7 protein-coding genes are annotated in these 14,948 nt (G+C 67.9%); 4 read left to right on the top strand and 3 right to left on the bottom strand.

Annotated elements, in window-relative coordinates:
- Positions 1-194 precede the first annotated feature (194 nt).
- The 3 genes from ACZ4RZ_RS37495 to ACZ4RZ_RS37485 all read right to left on the bottom strand — a co-directional run bounded on the left by ACZ4RZ_RS37495 (position 195) and on the right by ACZ4RZ_RS37485 (position 5,862).
- Positions 195-3,773 carry a HelD family protein gene (locus ACZ4RZ_RS37495; RefSeq protein ID WP_467751488.1) on the bottom strand — a complete coding sequence of 1,193 codons (3,579 nt, stop codon included), beginning with the start codon at positions 3,771-3,773 and terminating at the stop codon, positions 195-197.
- Positions 3,774-3,947: 174 nt separating this feature from the next.
- Positions 3,948-4,289: a hypothetical protein gene (locus ACZ4RZ_RS37490; protein ID WP_467751486.1), complete on the bottom strand. Its 342-nt coding sequence runs from the start codon at positions 4,287-4,289 to the stop codon at positions 3,948-3,950.
- Positions 4,290-4,641: 352 nt separating this feature from the next.
- Complete coding sequence (locus ACZ4RZ_RS37485; protein ID WP_467751485.1) at positions 4,642-5,862, bottom strand: DNA sulfur modification protein DndB; 1,221 nt, start codon at positions 5,860-5,862, stop codon at positions 4,642-4,644.
- Positions 5,863-6,099: 237 nt separating this feature from the next.
- Here ACZ4RZ_RS37485 and ACZ4RZ_RS37480 point away from each other — a divergent pair, with 237 nt between their 5' ends.
- From ACZ4RZ_RS37480 to ACZ4RZ_RS37465, 4 genes are all read left to right on the top strand, one after another.
- Positions 6,100-8,310: an N-6 DNA methylase gene (locus ACZ4RZ_RS37480; RefSeq protein WP_467751484.1), complete on the top strand. Its 2,211-nt coding sequence runs from the start codon at positions 6,100-6,102 to the stop codon at positions 8,308-8,310.
- A gap of 100 nt (positions 8,311-8,410) precedes the next feature.
- Positions 8,411-10,420: a type I restriction-modification system subunit M gene (locus tag ACZ4RZ_RS37475; RefSeq protein ID WP_467751482.1), complete on the top strand. Its 2,010-nt coding sequence runs from the start codon at positions 8,411-8,413 to the stop codon at positions 10,418-10,420.
- The gene (locus ACZ4RZ_RS37470; RefSeq protein ID WP_467751480.1) at positions 10,417-11,748 is read left to right on the top strand and encodes a restriction endonuclease subunit S; all 1,332 of its coding nucleotides are present in this window, start codon (positions 10,417-10,419) and stop codon (positions 11,746-11,748) included. The genes ACZ4RZ_RS37475 and ACZ4RZ_RS37470 overlap by 4 nt, the downstream gene beginning before the upstream one ends.
- Positions 11,749-11,750: 2 nt before the next feature.
- The gene (locus tag ACZ4RZ_RS37465; protein WP_467751478.1) at positions 11,751-14,948 is read left to right on the top strand and encodes a type I restriction endonuclease subunit R; all 3,198 of its coding nucleotides are present in this window, start codon (positions 11,751-11,753) and stop codon (positions 14,946-14,948) included.

Below are 14,948 nucleotides of genomic sequence, written 5' to 3'. Positions count from 1 at the left end.
GCTCACTGCGACGTGCACGACGCTGCTCGCGCCATGACTCAACCATCTCCGTCCGCGACATCGCGGCATCCAGCCCCTGGCCCCGGCTCTGAGCTTCGTCGTTCGTCATCGGTCCTCGCACCGTTCGCCCGTCGCGCGTTCCACGGGGCAGCCCATCCATCCGCGTTCCCCGGCCACGCATGAACCCGCCGGGCTCATCGTGCACTGTCCTCGTCGGACGCGACATTGATGCGCCGTGCGCCGGGTCCGGCCCATCCCTCGCCGTCCCACCATGCGAGTTGCACGCTGAAGGCCCGGTCGGCGACCTCGGCGGCCCATGGCTCGGCCGGTGGCTCCCGCAGGACGATGACGAGGTATTCCGCCTGCCCCCCGGGGTGCAGGCAGGCAGCCTCCATCAGGTGGAGCGCTGCCTCCCGAATCTGTGCATACGTGTGAGAAGCCTCGCCCAAGACCTCGAAGAGCGTCATGCCGCCGGTGCCCAGACTCCATGCGTCCACGTGATCGCTGTCCCCGGCCTCCGAGAACCGCTCGTACAGGTCGGCCAGCAGCCGGTGACGCAGGCTTTCGTGGAGTCGACTCACACGTGCCGCACGTTCACGTTCCGCCACCGCGTCAGCCAGACCCGAGCCGCTCCCGGCCTCATCGGTCCAGGCCTCGTCCTCGGCAATGGTTGCCGGCATGTCGTTCCCTTCGGCCTGGGGTTCGTCCGCGTCCTGGACGTCAAAACCCTGGTAGATCTCGGATCCTGCCTTGCGGACCGAGATCAGGACCCGGCCGTCGGACCGGATCGTCCACTGACAGCGCGTGCCGTCGACGAAGACGCGCTGCCCCACCCACTCGATCCGCCCGTCAGCCAAGTCGGCTGACAGCTCGTCGTGGAGCAGCCGCACGAATTCCTGGTCCGACAGGGTTCGGAGCTGGCTGATCCGCTCGTATCCGACGCAAGCACGCACGGTGATGTGAAGGGGATCGGTGGACAGGTTCCGCACCGCCGCGTCGTCGGCGAGGCTGACACCGTCTTCAGCCGCCGGAGGTGTCAGAGACGACCTCCGCCCGGCCCGCGCATCCTGGCCGATGCGGGAGGGGACCCCGGCCTCGAGCTGGGCATAGCTGCGCTCGGGATGGACGCTGGTGTACGCAGTCACGGCGCGCGCCTCGGCGTCGAGGGCAATCCGGTAGCCGTCCAGGTCGAGGAACCACCCGTCCTCGGAGCGGAGATGACGTCCCCGGGCCAGCAGCGGCGTGAGCATCGCGTGCAGTTCTACAGCCGCCTCGCCCAGGCTGCCCCTGTGCCGCGCGACGAACGATCCGCAGGCCGCCGAGCTGATGCGAATGTCGGCGATGCGCTCCGGCGAGAGCTCCAGCCGTGCCTCGGTCACGGCGTCCTTGGGCACGCGCAGATAGCTGCCTTTGCCGGGAGGCGTTGGTTCCGCCGTGCGGAAACCGCCGCATCCCGGCTGCCTGCACCAACCGTCTGCCTCCCGCGTCTCGTTGTTGCACCGCGTGCCATCGGCCCGGTACCGGGTGCACAGTCCGGAGCCGCCCTTGGGCGTCTTCCGCCTGCTCACCTGAGTCATGAACTGCTTCGGTGTCGGAACCGAATTCACCGGCCCGCCGATCCACCGGGGCAGAGGCCGATGGTGGACAACCGTCAGCGACTGGGTGCATCGGGTCAGCGCCACGTAGAGGCGGCGCAGCCCCGCCGGATCGTCCCCGACGATCGCGGACGGTTCGACCACGACGACGTGATCGAACTCGAGCCCCTTGGCCTCGTCGGCCGTGAGGACCGTCACCGAGTCGTGCTCCGCGACCGCGTCGGCGACGGTCTCCCGCCAGGGTGCCGCTCCGGGAACGATCACCGCGGTGGTGCGGCCCGCCGCCGCGCCACCGGATCCTGCGGCGAGATCCCCGGCCAGCTCGGCGGCGCGCTCGGCGGGGCGGGCTCCCTTCGCGACGGTCACCTTGAGGCCGGTGCGCCTGACGGAGTCGGGAATGGCGATGCCGGGTGCGCAGTGCGCTCCCAAGGAGCGGACGAAGTCCATGACCTCACCGGGCACGCGGAAGCCGGTCAGCAGTTCCGCCAGCCGCCAGCCGTCCCGGCCGGTGAGCGTGGTGCCGAGTTGTTCCCAGTCCTGGTACGGGAACGGCCCCGTTGCCTGAGCGAGGTCGCCGAGTATCGTCATGGAACCGCCGGGACAGCGACGGGCGAGAGAGCGGGCCTGCATCGGGGTGATGTCCTGGGCCTCGTCGACGACCACGTGGCCATAGGTCTGGTCAGGCCGCCCGGACAGGACGTGCTCCAGCTCATCGAGGCAGACGAGGTCCTCAAGACTGTGCTCGCCTGCGGATCGGGGACGCTCGGCGCGCTCGTGGTGCGCAATGAGTATCGCCTGCTCCGCCGGGGTCAAAATGCCCTGTGCCGCCGCGGCCATCGCGACGCCGCTAGCGAACAGTCTGCGCAGGACGTCACGGGCCGTCAGCTCGGGGGCTATTCGGCGCAGCAGTCTTGTGACAGCGCGCAGTTGACGAATCTCGGTGAAGTAGTCGGTGTCGGCAGGCCCGGGAAGCAGCCCAGTATGCGCCTCAGTGAGGCACTGCACGACCCCCTGGGCGCAACGCTCCCGCCGCACCCGGTAGGGGCTGTCCCCGGCGAGGGCGTCACCAGCGATCTCCGCGATCTCCGCGACGGGCACGACCACCTCGCGGCGGCGGAGCTCAAAGGTGAAGACGGAACCCCCGACGAGTGCTTCGAGCCGTTCGCGAGTGCTCGTCGTCTGGTTGTCGACGGCCCGCTGGAGGACACGGCTCATGCGTGCATCGGACTTGAGGAGGGCGACGTGGTGCGGGTCCCGTGGCGCCGTGCCACCCGACCACAGTGCGGGCAGTTCGAGCATGGTCACACCGCTGCCGCCCAGCTCGACCAGGGCTGTCCCCGCGAAGTCCAGGAATCCTCGGTTCGGGCCAACGACCAGTACGTCGTCGGCCGCCATGTGCTCGTTGTCGAGGAGCCAGCTGACCCGGTGCATGCCCACCGCGGTCTTTCCGGTGCCAGGGCCGCCCTGGATGATCAGCACTCCCCTGGGCTGCTCCGTGACGAGCCGGAGTTGATCGCGCTGGATCGTCTCCACGATGTCGTGCATGGCGCCGTCGCGGGCACGGTCGAGTTCGTCGAGGAGCGGGTCCCGCCACTCCTGCTCTTCGAGCGCAGCGGCCTGCTCATTGCCGTCGGCCTCGGCTTCGACGGCTTGCCCAGTGACTTCGTCCGCCTCGTCGGCGGTCTGCGGCACGACCGCGTTCTCCCGCTCGTCCTGCGCGGCCTCGGCCTGCCCGTCGCCATCGCCGGCTCCGTGCAGGTCGAAGTAGCGTTTGACGAGGCGCTCGTCGCAGACGATCTGACGCAACAGACGCACATCGCCGGGATCATGCTCACTCGTCAGCCGCCATCGGATCGCGGCCGGGGCGCTCCAGGAGATGACGGCGGGTTTGCGGTCGGCGTCGAATACCGCTCGCCGGCCGATGTAGAACGTCTCGCGGCCGGTCCCCTCGTCGATATCGGCTCGCATGAACACCAGGGAGTTCCGGCCGAGGTCCAGGCTGTCGAGCTCGCGCTGCCAGGACCGGTTGACGTCGATCGCGTCCTTGCCACTGGCGGAGGCCGCCACTCCCTTGAGTTCGGATGCCTCGCGTCGGGCGCGCTCGAGCCAGTGATAGGCATCGTCGACCGCGCGCTGTTCCGCGGCAAGCACGTCCGTTCGTCGTGCACGCTTCGGCATGCTTCCCCGCCCCCTCTGTTCGTGCGTGTTTCTACCGCCTCGTACCGCCCCGGAACAGGACGCCGAAGACCGGTTCCCCATTTCGACTTCGCTGGCCCAAGTCTAGTTGTGGTGATCTCCGTCACGTGACGGATCGTCACAACTCCTGGTAGGACGCCTGTCTGCGCCTCCCGCTCAACCGACTTTGCGCCACTCCTGGCACCGGTTGGTCTTGAAGTACTCACCGCTGTTGAGCGTCACCCGGCCCGGGCCTTCCAGGTTGCTGTTGGCGATGATCGAGCCGAACTCCCCACTGGCGTCCTTGGCCCGCTCCGAGTAACAGCCGAACTCGTCCTCGGGACCCGCCGTCTTGTACGTGCCGGGCTTGATGTCCTCGCCCACGACGTACTCGCCCTCCCCGGCGAAGCTGCTGGCCGGGCTGGCTTCTTTCGTCTTCTTCGGCTTGGCGGTGACCGTTTCGGTGACGGTCGGACCCGGCTCGGCCGCCTCGGCTCGCGCCGTCTTGGTGACGGTCACCGTGGGCCGGGCTTGGACTTCGTCCCGTCGGAGCTTCCGGCCGTGGTGTCGCTTCCGCCGCCCGCGCCAATGCCGACGCCGACGAACAGGGAGACAAGGGCGATCGCCCCCCCAGGTGATCCACGCTCTTTGGCGGCTCGGGGTCTTGGAAACGAAGGACGGGGCGGGAGGAATCGGGCCTCAGCCTCCTTGCGGGCTCTGGCCGTACTGAGGATCGGGGTTCGGAGTGGTCATGACGGATCTCCGTTCGAGTCAGGTCGAGTCGAGTTGGTTTGGCGGGGCAGGGGGCGAAGCGTGGGGCCGGGCGTCACCACTTGGTCGGTGACCAGCCACCGGTCACCGATCACCGGAATCAGGGCCGCAGACCGCGGATCTTCCGTCCGGCCTCGGTGGCCGGGTAGAGAATGGCGTCGGCCACGCGGCCGCCGGAGTCCTTGACGCCACCACTGAAGTTGAGGCGGCCCGAGGCGCCGGCCTTGGCGGCGATGCCGTCCCAGTACGCCGCTTCGCGCTCCCAGCGGATGTCGGCGAGGAGCCGGTCCAGGCCGTCGGTGTCCAGCGCGGAGGAAGGATCGCTCCAGGGCATGGCCTGGTGGACGGCGATGCCGACTCCGGCGAGGACTGCGGGCGCGGTAAGGGCGCTGCGGTCGGCGAAGTGCGGGAAGTGGTCGGAGACCAGCCGTGCGAGGAGCGGCACCACGACGGCCTCCACCTGCTCCGGGCGGGTACCCGCGGGCAGTTCGTCCTCGTGGACGGTTTCGGCGGAGCGCGACAGACCGGGGCGCCCGTAGACGGCGGTGACGACGAGCGCGCGCAGCGCCGACAGCGTGATGACCTCGCGGTCGCCGCGCGAGACCTGCCGCTTGCTGGCGTTGACGAGCTGGGAGAATTGCACCCGCTTGCCGTCGACTTCGACCTTGACGGAGTCGGCGACGAGGTGGGCGAGCCGCGTACCGAAGTCCCGCTGGTCCATCGACATGGCGAGGTTCTTGGCGACGGCGACGCCCTGGACGTTGCGGTCGTAGAAGATCTGCCGCGCATCTGCGGGCGCGAGATCGACGTACAGCTCGAACGGAACGCGCACCTGGGCGAGTTCGGCGTACGTCAGCCCGTACGCCTCCGGGTTGTCGTAGAGGTCGTGCCAGGCGGTGGCCTGGGTTTCACCGTCGACGGCAATCACCATCGTGCCCGGCGTGATGGTGACGGTCCGCAGACCGCTGCCCGGCACGAGTTCGTCGCTGATGGCGGCGAGGGCTCCGGCGTGCCACAGGGTGATGGGCGGCGTGGACCAGGCGGCGCCGAGCTCCCCCTTGAGGCCGTCGGCGATGTACTCGGCGTACGGGCCGACGTTCTTGCCCTTCTGCGAGGACTTCAGGGTCCGCTGCACGGTCGAGCGCAGCTCGGCGTGCCGGCGTACGAGACCGGAGGCGGCCTTGAGCTTCTTCGCGTCCTCCTCAGCGCGGGGTGAAGGCACGAGCTGGACGAGCGCGGGGACGGACATGGTGCCGATGACCGCGTCCTCGCGGAACGGCATGACGGTGAGCTGAGTTCCTTCGACGACGGCAGTCGGCATCGTGAGGCGCATAGGGACCCCCCTGGGTCTTGATCAGCTGAGGTGCCTTGCGCCGGGGCAGTTGAGCCGCACCGGCGGCAAGGCATGACGATCGAGCGGCCTCCACGGTCAGCCACTCACCAGCGGAAGCATCACCAGATAAGCACAGCCATGAAAGCATCGTCAAACACGTTGACAGATTTGACGGGTGCTGTAAGTTGTTTACTGTTCGCTACCGAGAGGCCCAGGACTCCCGCCATGCCCCAGCCATCCGCACAGGTGACAGCCGCCGAGATCTCCCGTATCGCGGGGGTCACGCGCGCCACCGTCAGCAACTGGCGTCGCCGGCACGACGACTTCCCGGCCCCGTCCGGCGGCACGGACAGCAGCCCGCTGTACGACCTGGAAGCGGTGCGTGACTGGCTCGCCTCGCGAGGTCACGCCTCCGCGGCCAGCCCCTCGGAGGAGCTGCGCACGACCCTCCGCCTGTACGCACAGGGCAGCGGGGGGACATCGGATCTGCTGCTCCTCGTTCTCGCCGCGGCAAACCGCTCGCCCGATGACCTCACCGCACTCGCGGACCTCGCAGACACGGACCTGGTCGCACACGCGGAGGTTGCCGTGACAGATCTCGCCGACGCGGTACCGGGCGCGGACACCGTCCGCTTCACGGCCGCCGACCCCGCCGTCCTGCGCGCACTGCTGTTGTGCGTACGGGACGAGGGCGGCCAGTCCGCACTGCGTGTGCTCGCCGAGCGGGAGTTGGAGGACAGCGCCGCCAGCGGCACCTACCAGACGCCGGAACCGCTCGCGGATCTCGCGGCCCGCCTGATCCCTGACTCCTGGGCCCGCGTCCTCGATCCGGCCTGCGGCAGCGGCACCCTGCTGGCAGCCGCCGCGCGCCACGGTGCGAGCGAGCTGTACGGTCAGGACTCACTTCCCGTGCAGACGCAGCGCAGTGCGGTCAGTCTGATGCTGACGGCACCGGAGACCACGGTCACCGTGCGCGCCGGTGACAGCCTCCGCGCGGACGCCTTCCCCGACCTCGTCGCCGACGCCGTGTTGTGCAACCCGCCGTACGGCGACCGGGACTGGGGTCATGACGAGCTGGCGTACGACCCCCGCTGGGCATACGGCGTCCCGGCCCGCGCCGAGTCGGAGCTGGCCTGGGTCCAGCACTCGCTCGCGCACCTCACCCCCGGCGGCTACGCCGTCCTGATCCTGCCGCCCGCGACGGCTGGTCGTGCCTCAGGTCGCCGCGTACGAGCGGAACTTGTACGCAGCGGCGCGCTGCGGGCTGTGCTCGCACTGCCGGCCGGCGCGGCGGCGCCGCTTCACATCGGTCTGCAGATCTGGGTGCTTCAGCGGCCCGAACCGGGCGGTGCCGAGCGCAAGTCGGTGTTGTTCGTCGACACGGCGCAGGCGACAACGGAGGCAGGCGCGGACGCCGGACGCTCGGGCGCCCTCCAGACGCGTACGCGCGGTGGTGGGCGGGCAGCCGCCCTGGACTGGACCGAGATCACCGGTCAGGCGCTGGGGGCGTGGGAAGCGTTCACTCAGAGCCCCGACGCGTACGAGGGCGAACCCGGGATCGCTCGCGCGGTCGGCGTTGTCGATCTCCTGGACGACCTGGTGGATCTGACCCCGGCACGTCAGGTACGCGCCTCACGGGCCGATGCGGACCCGGCGGAGTTGTCCGCGGAGGTAACCGCCACGCGCCGGGATCTCGTGAAGGCCGCCAGGTCCCTTGGCAGGGCGGCGGATTCTGCGGTCTGGAGCGCCGCGGGCGCTTCGGCGCGGGCATGGCGTACAGCGACGGCGTCGGACCTCGCGCGCGGCGGCGCGCTGACGCTGTTGCGGACCGTGCCGGACGCATCGCGGCAGGCGGAGAAGGGTGCGGGAGAAGCGGGCACGGAGGGTCTCGCGGTCCTCACCGGCGCGGACATCGCCAGGGGTTCGGGCCCGACCGGCTCTCCGGCGGACCTGCGCAGCGAGTCGGCGCCGGTCATCCTCGCTGGGGACGTCCTCGTACGAGGGGTCGCGGGCGGAAGTGGTCCGGGCCCGGCGGGCGGTCCCATGGCCCGGGTCGCGGGCGAGGAGGACGCGGGCGCGCTGCTCGGCCCTCAGGTTCACCTCTTCCGTCCGGACCCGGCACGGCTGGACGCCTGGTTCCTCGCCGGGTTCCTGGGCACCGACGACAACATCGCAGGCGCGTCCTCGGGCAGCACGATCCTGCAGGTCAGCCCTGGCCGCCTGCGAGTGCCGTTGCTGCCGCTGGAGGAGCAGCGGCGGTACGGGGAGGCGTTCCGGCGCGTGCACGAACTGCGGGCGGAGGCAGGGCGGGCGACGCGGCTGGCGGAGGAGACGGCGAGGCTGCTGTCGGGCGGGCTGACCGGAGGCCAACTGCTCCCGTCGAGGGACGACGACAACACGGCAACACGTTCACGGGGTGGCGATTCGCCCCAGTAAGCATACGGACCTTCACACATCGACCACACTTGGACGCACCCGCGCCGCTGAACGGCGCGGCAGGGGCGGGACACGTTTCGGAAGGAACTCGGGGATCGAATTGAACAGCAACAAGCACACGGAGTTGGCGAACCACGCGTGGTCTGTCGCCGACCTCCTGCGGGGGGACTACAAGCAGTCCGACTACGGCAAGGTCATCCTGCCGTTCACGGTGCTGCGCCGCCTGGAGTGCGTCCTGGAGCCGACGCGTGCCGACGTCGTCGAGACCGTGGCCAAGTTCGAGGGCCAGGACATCGACACCGACCGCTTCCTGCGGCGCGCCTCGGGGCACGCCTTCTACAACAAGAGCGATCTGACGCTGCGCAAGATCGCGGCCGACCCGCAGAACGCGGCGAAGAACCTCCAGATCTACGTCGGCGCCTTCTCCGACAACGCCCGCGAGGTCCTGGACAAGTACGAGTTCAACCAGCAGGTGCGCAAGCTCGACGGCGCGAACCTGCTCTACCAGGTGATCGGCAAGTTCACCGACCTCGACCTGCACCCCGATGTCGTGCCCAACCACAACATGGGCTACATCTTCGAGGAGCTGATCCGCCGCTTCGCCGAGCAGTCGAACGAGACCGCGGGTGAGCACTTCACCCCGCGCGAGGTCATCAAGCTGATGGTCAACCTGCTGGTGGCTCCGGACGCGGACGCCCTCAGCCTGCCGGGTGTCGTTCGCACGGTCATGGACCCGGCCTGCGGCACGGGCGGCATGCTCAGCGCCGCCGACGACCGCATCAAGGCCCTCAACCCGGACGCGACGGTCGAGGTGTACGGGCAGGAGCTCAACCCCGAGTCCTGGGCGATCTGCCGTTCCGACCTCATGATCAAGGGCCAGGATCCGGAGAACATCCGCTTCGGCAACTCCTTCTCCGACGACGGCCACGCCCGCCGCAGGTTCGACTACATCCTCGCAAACCCGCCGTTCGGCGTGGAGTGGAAGAAGGTCAAGGAGGAGGTCGAGTACGAGCACAAGTCGCTCGGCGACGCCGGCCGCTTCGGCGCGGGCCTGCCGCGCATCAACGACGGTTCGCTGCTCTTCCTCCAGCACATGATCTCGAAGATGAAGCCGGTGGACGTGAACGGCGGGGGCGGCTCCCGCATCGCCATCGTCTTCAACGGCTCCCCGCTCTTCACGGGCGCGGCCGAGTCCGGCGAGTCCAACATCCGTCGCTGGATCCTGGAGAACGACTGGCTGGAGGCGGTCGTCGCCCTCCCCGACCAGCTCTTCTACAACACCGGCATCTCCACGTACTTCTGGATCCTCACCAACCGCAAGGACGCCGACCACAAGGGCAAGGTCGTGCTGCTCGACGCGCGCGACCAGTGGCAGAAGATGCGCAAGTCACTCGGCGACAAGCGCAAGGAGCTCGGCGACGGGACGAACGGCCGCCCCGACCACATCGCCGACATCACCCGGCTGTACGCGGAGGCCGTCCAGGTCGCGAAGGACCCCAAGCACTCGCTGCAGGGCAAGGTCAAGGTCTTCGCCAACGCGGACTTCGGCTACCAGCGCATCACCGTGGAGCGGCCGTTGAAGCTGCGGTTTGAGGTGACGGAGGAGACCTTGACGGCGCTGGCCGAGGCCAAGCCGGTCGCCAAGCTGGAGCGGAGCGAGGAGTTCGTCGCGGCGGTGCGTACGCTGCTCGGCTCGTCTTGGATGGCGAGGACCGAGGCGTTCATCGCGCTCAAGGACGCGGTGGTTGCGGCCGGCCTGACCTGGCCGTCGGGAGCGCCGTTCGCGAAGGCGGTACGGGAGACGATCGGCGTCCGGGACCCCGAGGGTGAGGTCCAGAAGGTCAAGGGTGCGCCGGAGTCGGATGCGGACCTGCGGGACTTCGAGAACGTGCCGCTGGGGGAGGACGTTGAGGAGTACCTGAAGCGCGAGGTCCTGCCTCACGTGCCGGATGCGTGGATCGACCACACGAAGACCAAGATCGGCTACGAGATCCCGTTCACGCGGCACTTCTACGTGTACAAGCCGCCGAGGCCGCTGGCGGAGATCGACGCGGAGTTGAAGTCGCTGGAGGCGGAGATTCAGGCGCTGTTGGGTGAGGTGACGGAATGAGCGGTATGCAAGCTACTTCGCTTGGATGGGCACCTGCCATCCCGAGCAGTTGGAAGGTTGTTCCTCTCAACTTCGTTGCAAGAATGGGTACGGGGCACACTCCCGACCGGAATAAGAAAGAGTACTGGGAAAGCTGCACAATCCGGTGGGTTACGACCCCTGATGTCACGCGTCGAGCTGACTCTTTGGCTCCTCTCATGGAGACAGAGCAGCAGATTAGTGAACTCGGTATGGCCAACAGTGCTGCCGTGCTGCACCCCACTGATACGGTCATGCTGTCTCGTACAGCCTCGGTGGGTTACAGCGTCCGAATCGGTCGGCCCATGGCCACCACGCAGGCGTTCGTGACGTGGCATGCCGGACCGGATCTCGATCCACGTTACCTGCTTCTCGTCCTCAGGGCCATGAAGCAAGAGTGGCGGAGGTTGGCCTATGGATCGACTCACCTCACGATCTACATGCCAGATCTCGAGTCCATCCGAATTCCGCTGCCTCCGCTGGAGGAGCAACGCCGTATCGCCGACTTCCTCGACGCCGAGACCGCCCGCATCGACGAGATCCGTCGCTGCAGCCAGCGACAAGTAGAACTCCTTGGGCATCGATTCAAGGAGTTCATGCGCCGGGAGACGACGGTCGGCCAGGGGCCCGCGACAGAAACTGGTGTCCCTTGGATGCCTATGATGCATCATGGATGGAAGCTCCATAAAGTCAGCCAGGAATTTCGCACCGCGAGTGGTACTACGCCAACGTCGAGCGATGCTTCATACTTTGATGGCCCCTATCCTTGGGTTAACAGTGCCGATGTTAGAGATGGCTTGATTGGGCGGGTCGAGAAGAGCGTCACAAAGAAAGCACTGCTTGATTTCTCTGCTTTGACGGTACATCCAGCGGGAGCGCTTGTGGTGGCCTTGTACGGCCAGGGTGCCACAAAGGGAAGAGTGGGCATTCTTGGTATGGATTCAACCCTGAATCAGGCGTGTTGCGCGCTAGTTCCCGTTGGAAGAATCTCGACCGAGTTTGCCTACTATTGGTTCCGCGCGCACAAGGATGGGATCGTGGCCCAAGCCGTTGGTGCCGGTCAGCCCAACCTTAGTCAAGAGTTGGTCCGCCAGTTGCGAATTCCGGCACCAAGTGTGGCAATGCAGCTGCAGATCACGAGTCAACTTCGGGATATTGAGAAATCCACCCGGGTGCAGGTGTCGCAACTTGAAAGGCGAGATGCACTGCTCGCCGAGCGCCGCCAAGCCCTCATCACCGCCACCGTAACCGGCCAGTTTGACGTTTCCACCGCCAGCGGACGCAACGTAACGGACGGAGTGAGCGCGTAGCCATGAGCCCCATCCACACGGAGTCCGTCTTCGGTGATGCCATCGTCCTCGCCATGGTCGAGCGGGGCTGGCGCGAGGCGCGTCCGCAGGACTACCGGGCCGATCTCGGCCTGGACACCAACGAGTTGTTCACCTTCATCGGCGCCACCCAGCCCGACGAGTGGAGCGAGCTGATCACCGTCTACGGCAGCGACGCGAACGAGGCCCAGCGCGGGTTCGCCGGCCGCCTCGACCAGGCCATCGCCACCAACGGCCTCCTTGACGTGCTCCGTAACGGCGTCAAGGACCGGGGCGTCCTCCTCCGCGTCGCGTACTTCAAGCCGAACCTTGTCGCCCACGACTCCGTCCTCGACGGATACCGGGCCAACCGCCTCACCGTCGTCCGCGAACTCGAGTACGCGACGAAGCAGGCCGACTGGGGCAACCGGCTCGATCTCACCCTGTTCCTTAACGGCATCCCCGTTGCCACGGCCGAGTTGAAGAACCCGCTGACCAAGCAGGGCGTGGAGCAGGCCAAGGAGCAGTACCGCACCGACCGCGACCCCACCGAGCTGATCTTCACGCGCCGCGTTGTCGCGAACTTCGCCGTCGACCCGGACCTGGTCTTCGTCGCCACCCAGCTCAAGGGCAAGAACACCCGCTTCCTCCCGTTCAACACCGGCTCCAACGGCCCCGGCCAGCCGGGCGGCGCCGGCAACCCGGCCCCGACCGCCTTCGGCACGTACGCGACCTCCTACCTCTGGGAGCAGGTCTGGCAGCCGGACAACTGGCTGGACCTGCTCCAGCGGTTCGTGCACCTGCACAAGAACAAGACGCCCGGCGGCGGCACGACGAAGACGATGGTCTTCCCGCGGTTCCAGCAGTGGGACGCGGTCAAGAAGCTCACCACGCACGCCGCCACCCACGGCGCCGGCCACGACTACCTCGTCATGGCCTCGGCCGGCTCGGGCAAGTCGAACACCATCGGCTGGCTCGCCCACCGCCTCAGTGACCTGCACACCCCCACCGACCCCAGCGCACTCGACGCCGAGGCCGTCGCCAAGGGCCTCAAGCCGGGCGTGCCGGTCTTCGACAAGGTCATTGTCATCACCGACCGCCGCAACCTGGACGCCCAACTCCGGGAAACAGTTGGCAACTTCGAGCAGACCGCAGGCCTCGTCGTGAAGATCGACGAGAAGCACGGGGCGAAGGGCGAGCAGCTCGCCAAGGCACTCTCCCGCGACACCGGGAAGATTGTCACCGTCACGCTGCACTCCTTCCCGGCACTGCTCGACTACCTTCATCGCAACCCCACCGAGATTCAGGGCAGCCGCTTCGCGATCATCGTGGACGAGGCGCACTCCTCGCAGTCCGGCGACGCCGCCACCGCCGTACGGTCCGCCCTGCGCGACCTCGGCCTGGACTCCGACTCGGACGACGCGGGCGCGACCACGGTCAAGGCCCCGGCCGCCGCCACCCTCGACGAGCAGCTCAAGAAGAGGGCCGAGCAGCGTTCCCGCGCCGCGAACCTCTCCTACTTCGCGTTCACCGCCACGCCGAAGGCCAAGACCCTCGAACTCTTCGGCACGTTGCAGGACATCGACGGCAAGGCGACCTACCGGCCCTTCCACACGTACTCGATGCGGCAGGCGATCGAGGAGGGCTTCATCCTCGACCCGCTGCGCAACTACGTCACGTACAACACGTACTGGAAGCTGGTGAACCAGAACCCCGACGAGCGGGAGGTCGACCCGTCGAAGGCGAACGGCCTGCTCGCCCGGTACGCGCTGACCCATGACTCGACGGTCGCCCAGCACGCCACGGTGATCGTGGAGCACTTCGTGGCGCATAGCCGGGGCCGTCTCGGCGGGCGGGCCAAGTCGATGGTGGTGACCGCCTCCCGGCAGTCCGCCGTGCAGATGGCGCGCGCCATCAAGAGCTACATCAAGGACCGGGACTACGACACCAAGTACCCCGACCTGGGTGTCCTCGTCGCCTTCTCCGGCTCGCTCACCGTCGACGGCGAGGAGACCACCGAGCCGAAGGAGAACGGCGGGCTGTCGGAGAGCGCGCTGCCGAAGGCGTTCGCGTACACGCGTGCCGACGACAAGGCCGCCCGCGCCGGCGGGGCGGGACAGCGGGAGTACAGGATCCTGGTCGTCGCGGAGAAGTACCAGACCGGGTTCGATCAGCCGCTGCTGACGACGATGTACGTCAACAAGACGCTGACCGGCATCTCGGCTGTGCAGACGCTGTCCCGGCTGAACCGGACCGCCGAACGCAAGACGCAGGCTGACCTCGCGGTGCTGGACTTCGTCAACGAGGCCGAGGACATACAGGAGTCCTTCCGCCCGTACTTCGAGGAGGCGAACACCCTCCCCTCCGACCCCAACCTGCTCTACACCGCGCAGAGCCGGGTCATGCAGGCGCCGATCCTGTCCGGGCAGGAGATGGACGAGTTCGCCGCCGCGTACTTCGCCGCCAAGGAGAAGGCGGCAGGCTCACAGTCCAAGTGGGAGAAGCTGCACGCCGAGCTGTACCGGCTGCTCTCCCCCGCCGTCGCCCGCTTCACCGCTCTGCTCGAAAGTGACGACGAGGACGATCAGGAGACGGCGGAGGGCTTCCGCGCCGATCTGAACGACTACGTCAGGAAGTACGGCTTCCTCGCGCAGATCGTCCCCTACCGGGACGCCGAGCTGGAGCGGCTGCACCTCTACGGTCGCTACCTCCTCAACCGGCTGCCGCGCCGCGCGGACGGCGGCGTGGACATAGGCGAGGTCGACCTAAGCCATATGCGGGTGGAGAAGACCGGCGAGTACGACGTCTCCCTCACCGCCGAGGGGTCGACGACGATGCAGGGCTTCGGCGACGGCTCGGGCGGCGCGAAGGAAGCGGAGAAGTCGCTGCTCTCCCAGCTGATCGACAAGTTCAACGAACGCTTCGGCACCGAGTTCACCGAGCAGGACGTCATCCGCCCCTTCGAAGAGGCCAAGGCGGACCCGAAGGTGCGGGCGGCGGCCGTCGTCAACGACGAGGACAACTTCGGCCTCGTCTTCGACAACGTCTTCGCGGACAAGATGGCCGACCACATCGACACTATCGCGGGCATGGGCCGCCAGTACTTCGGCCCCGACAAGGGCTTCAAGTCCAGCCTGGACCGCAGCGCGCGGCGCGCCGCGTGGCGCATGATCCGCAGCGAAGAGGGTCTGGACGACGTGTAG

It is taken from the genome of Streptomyces sp. NPDC027189 (genome assembly GCF_055566975.1).
This window is presented reverse-complemented; position numbering and strand designations above follow the sequence as displayed.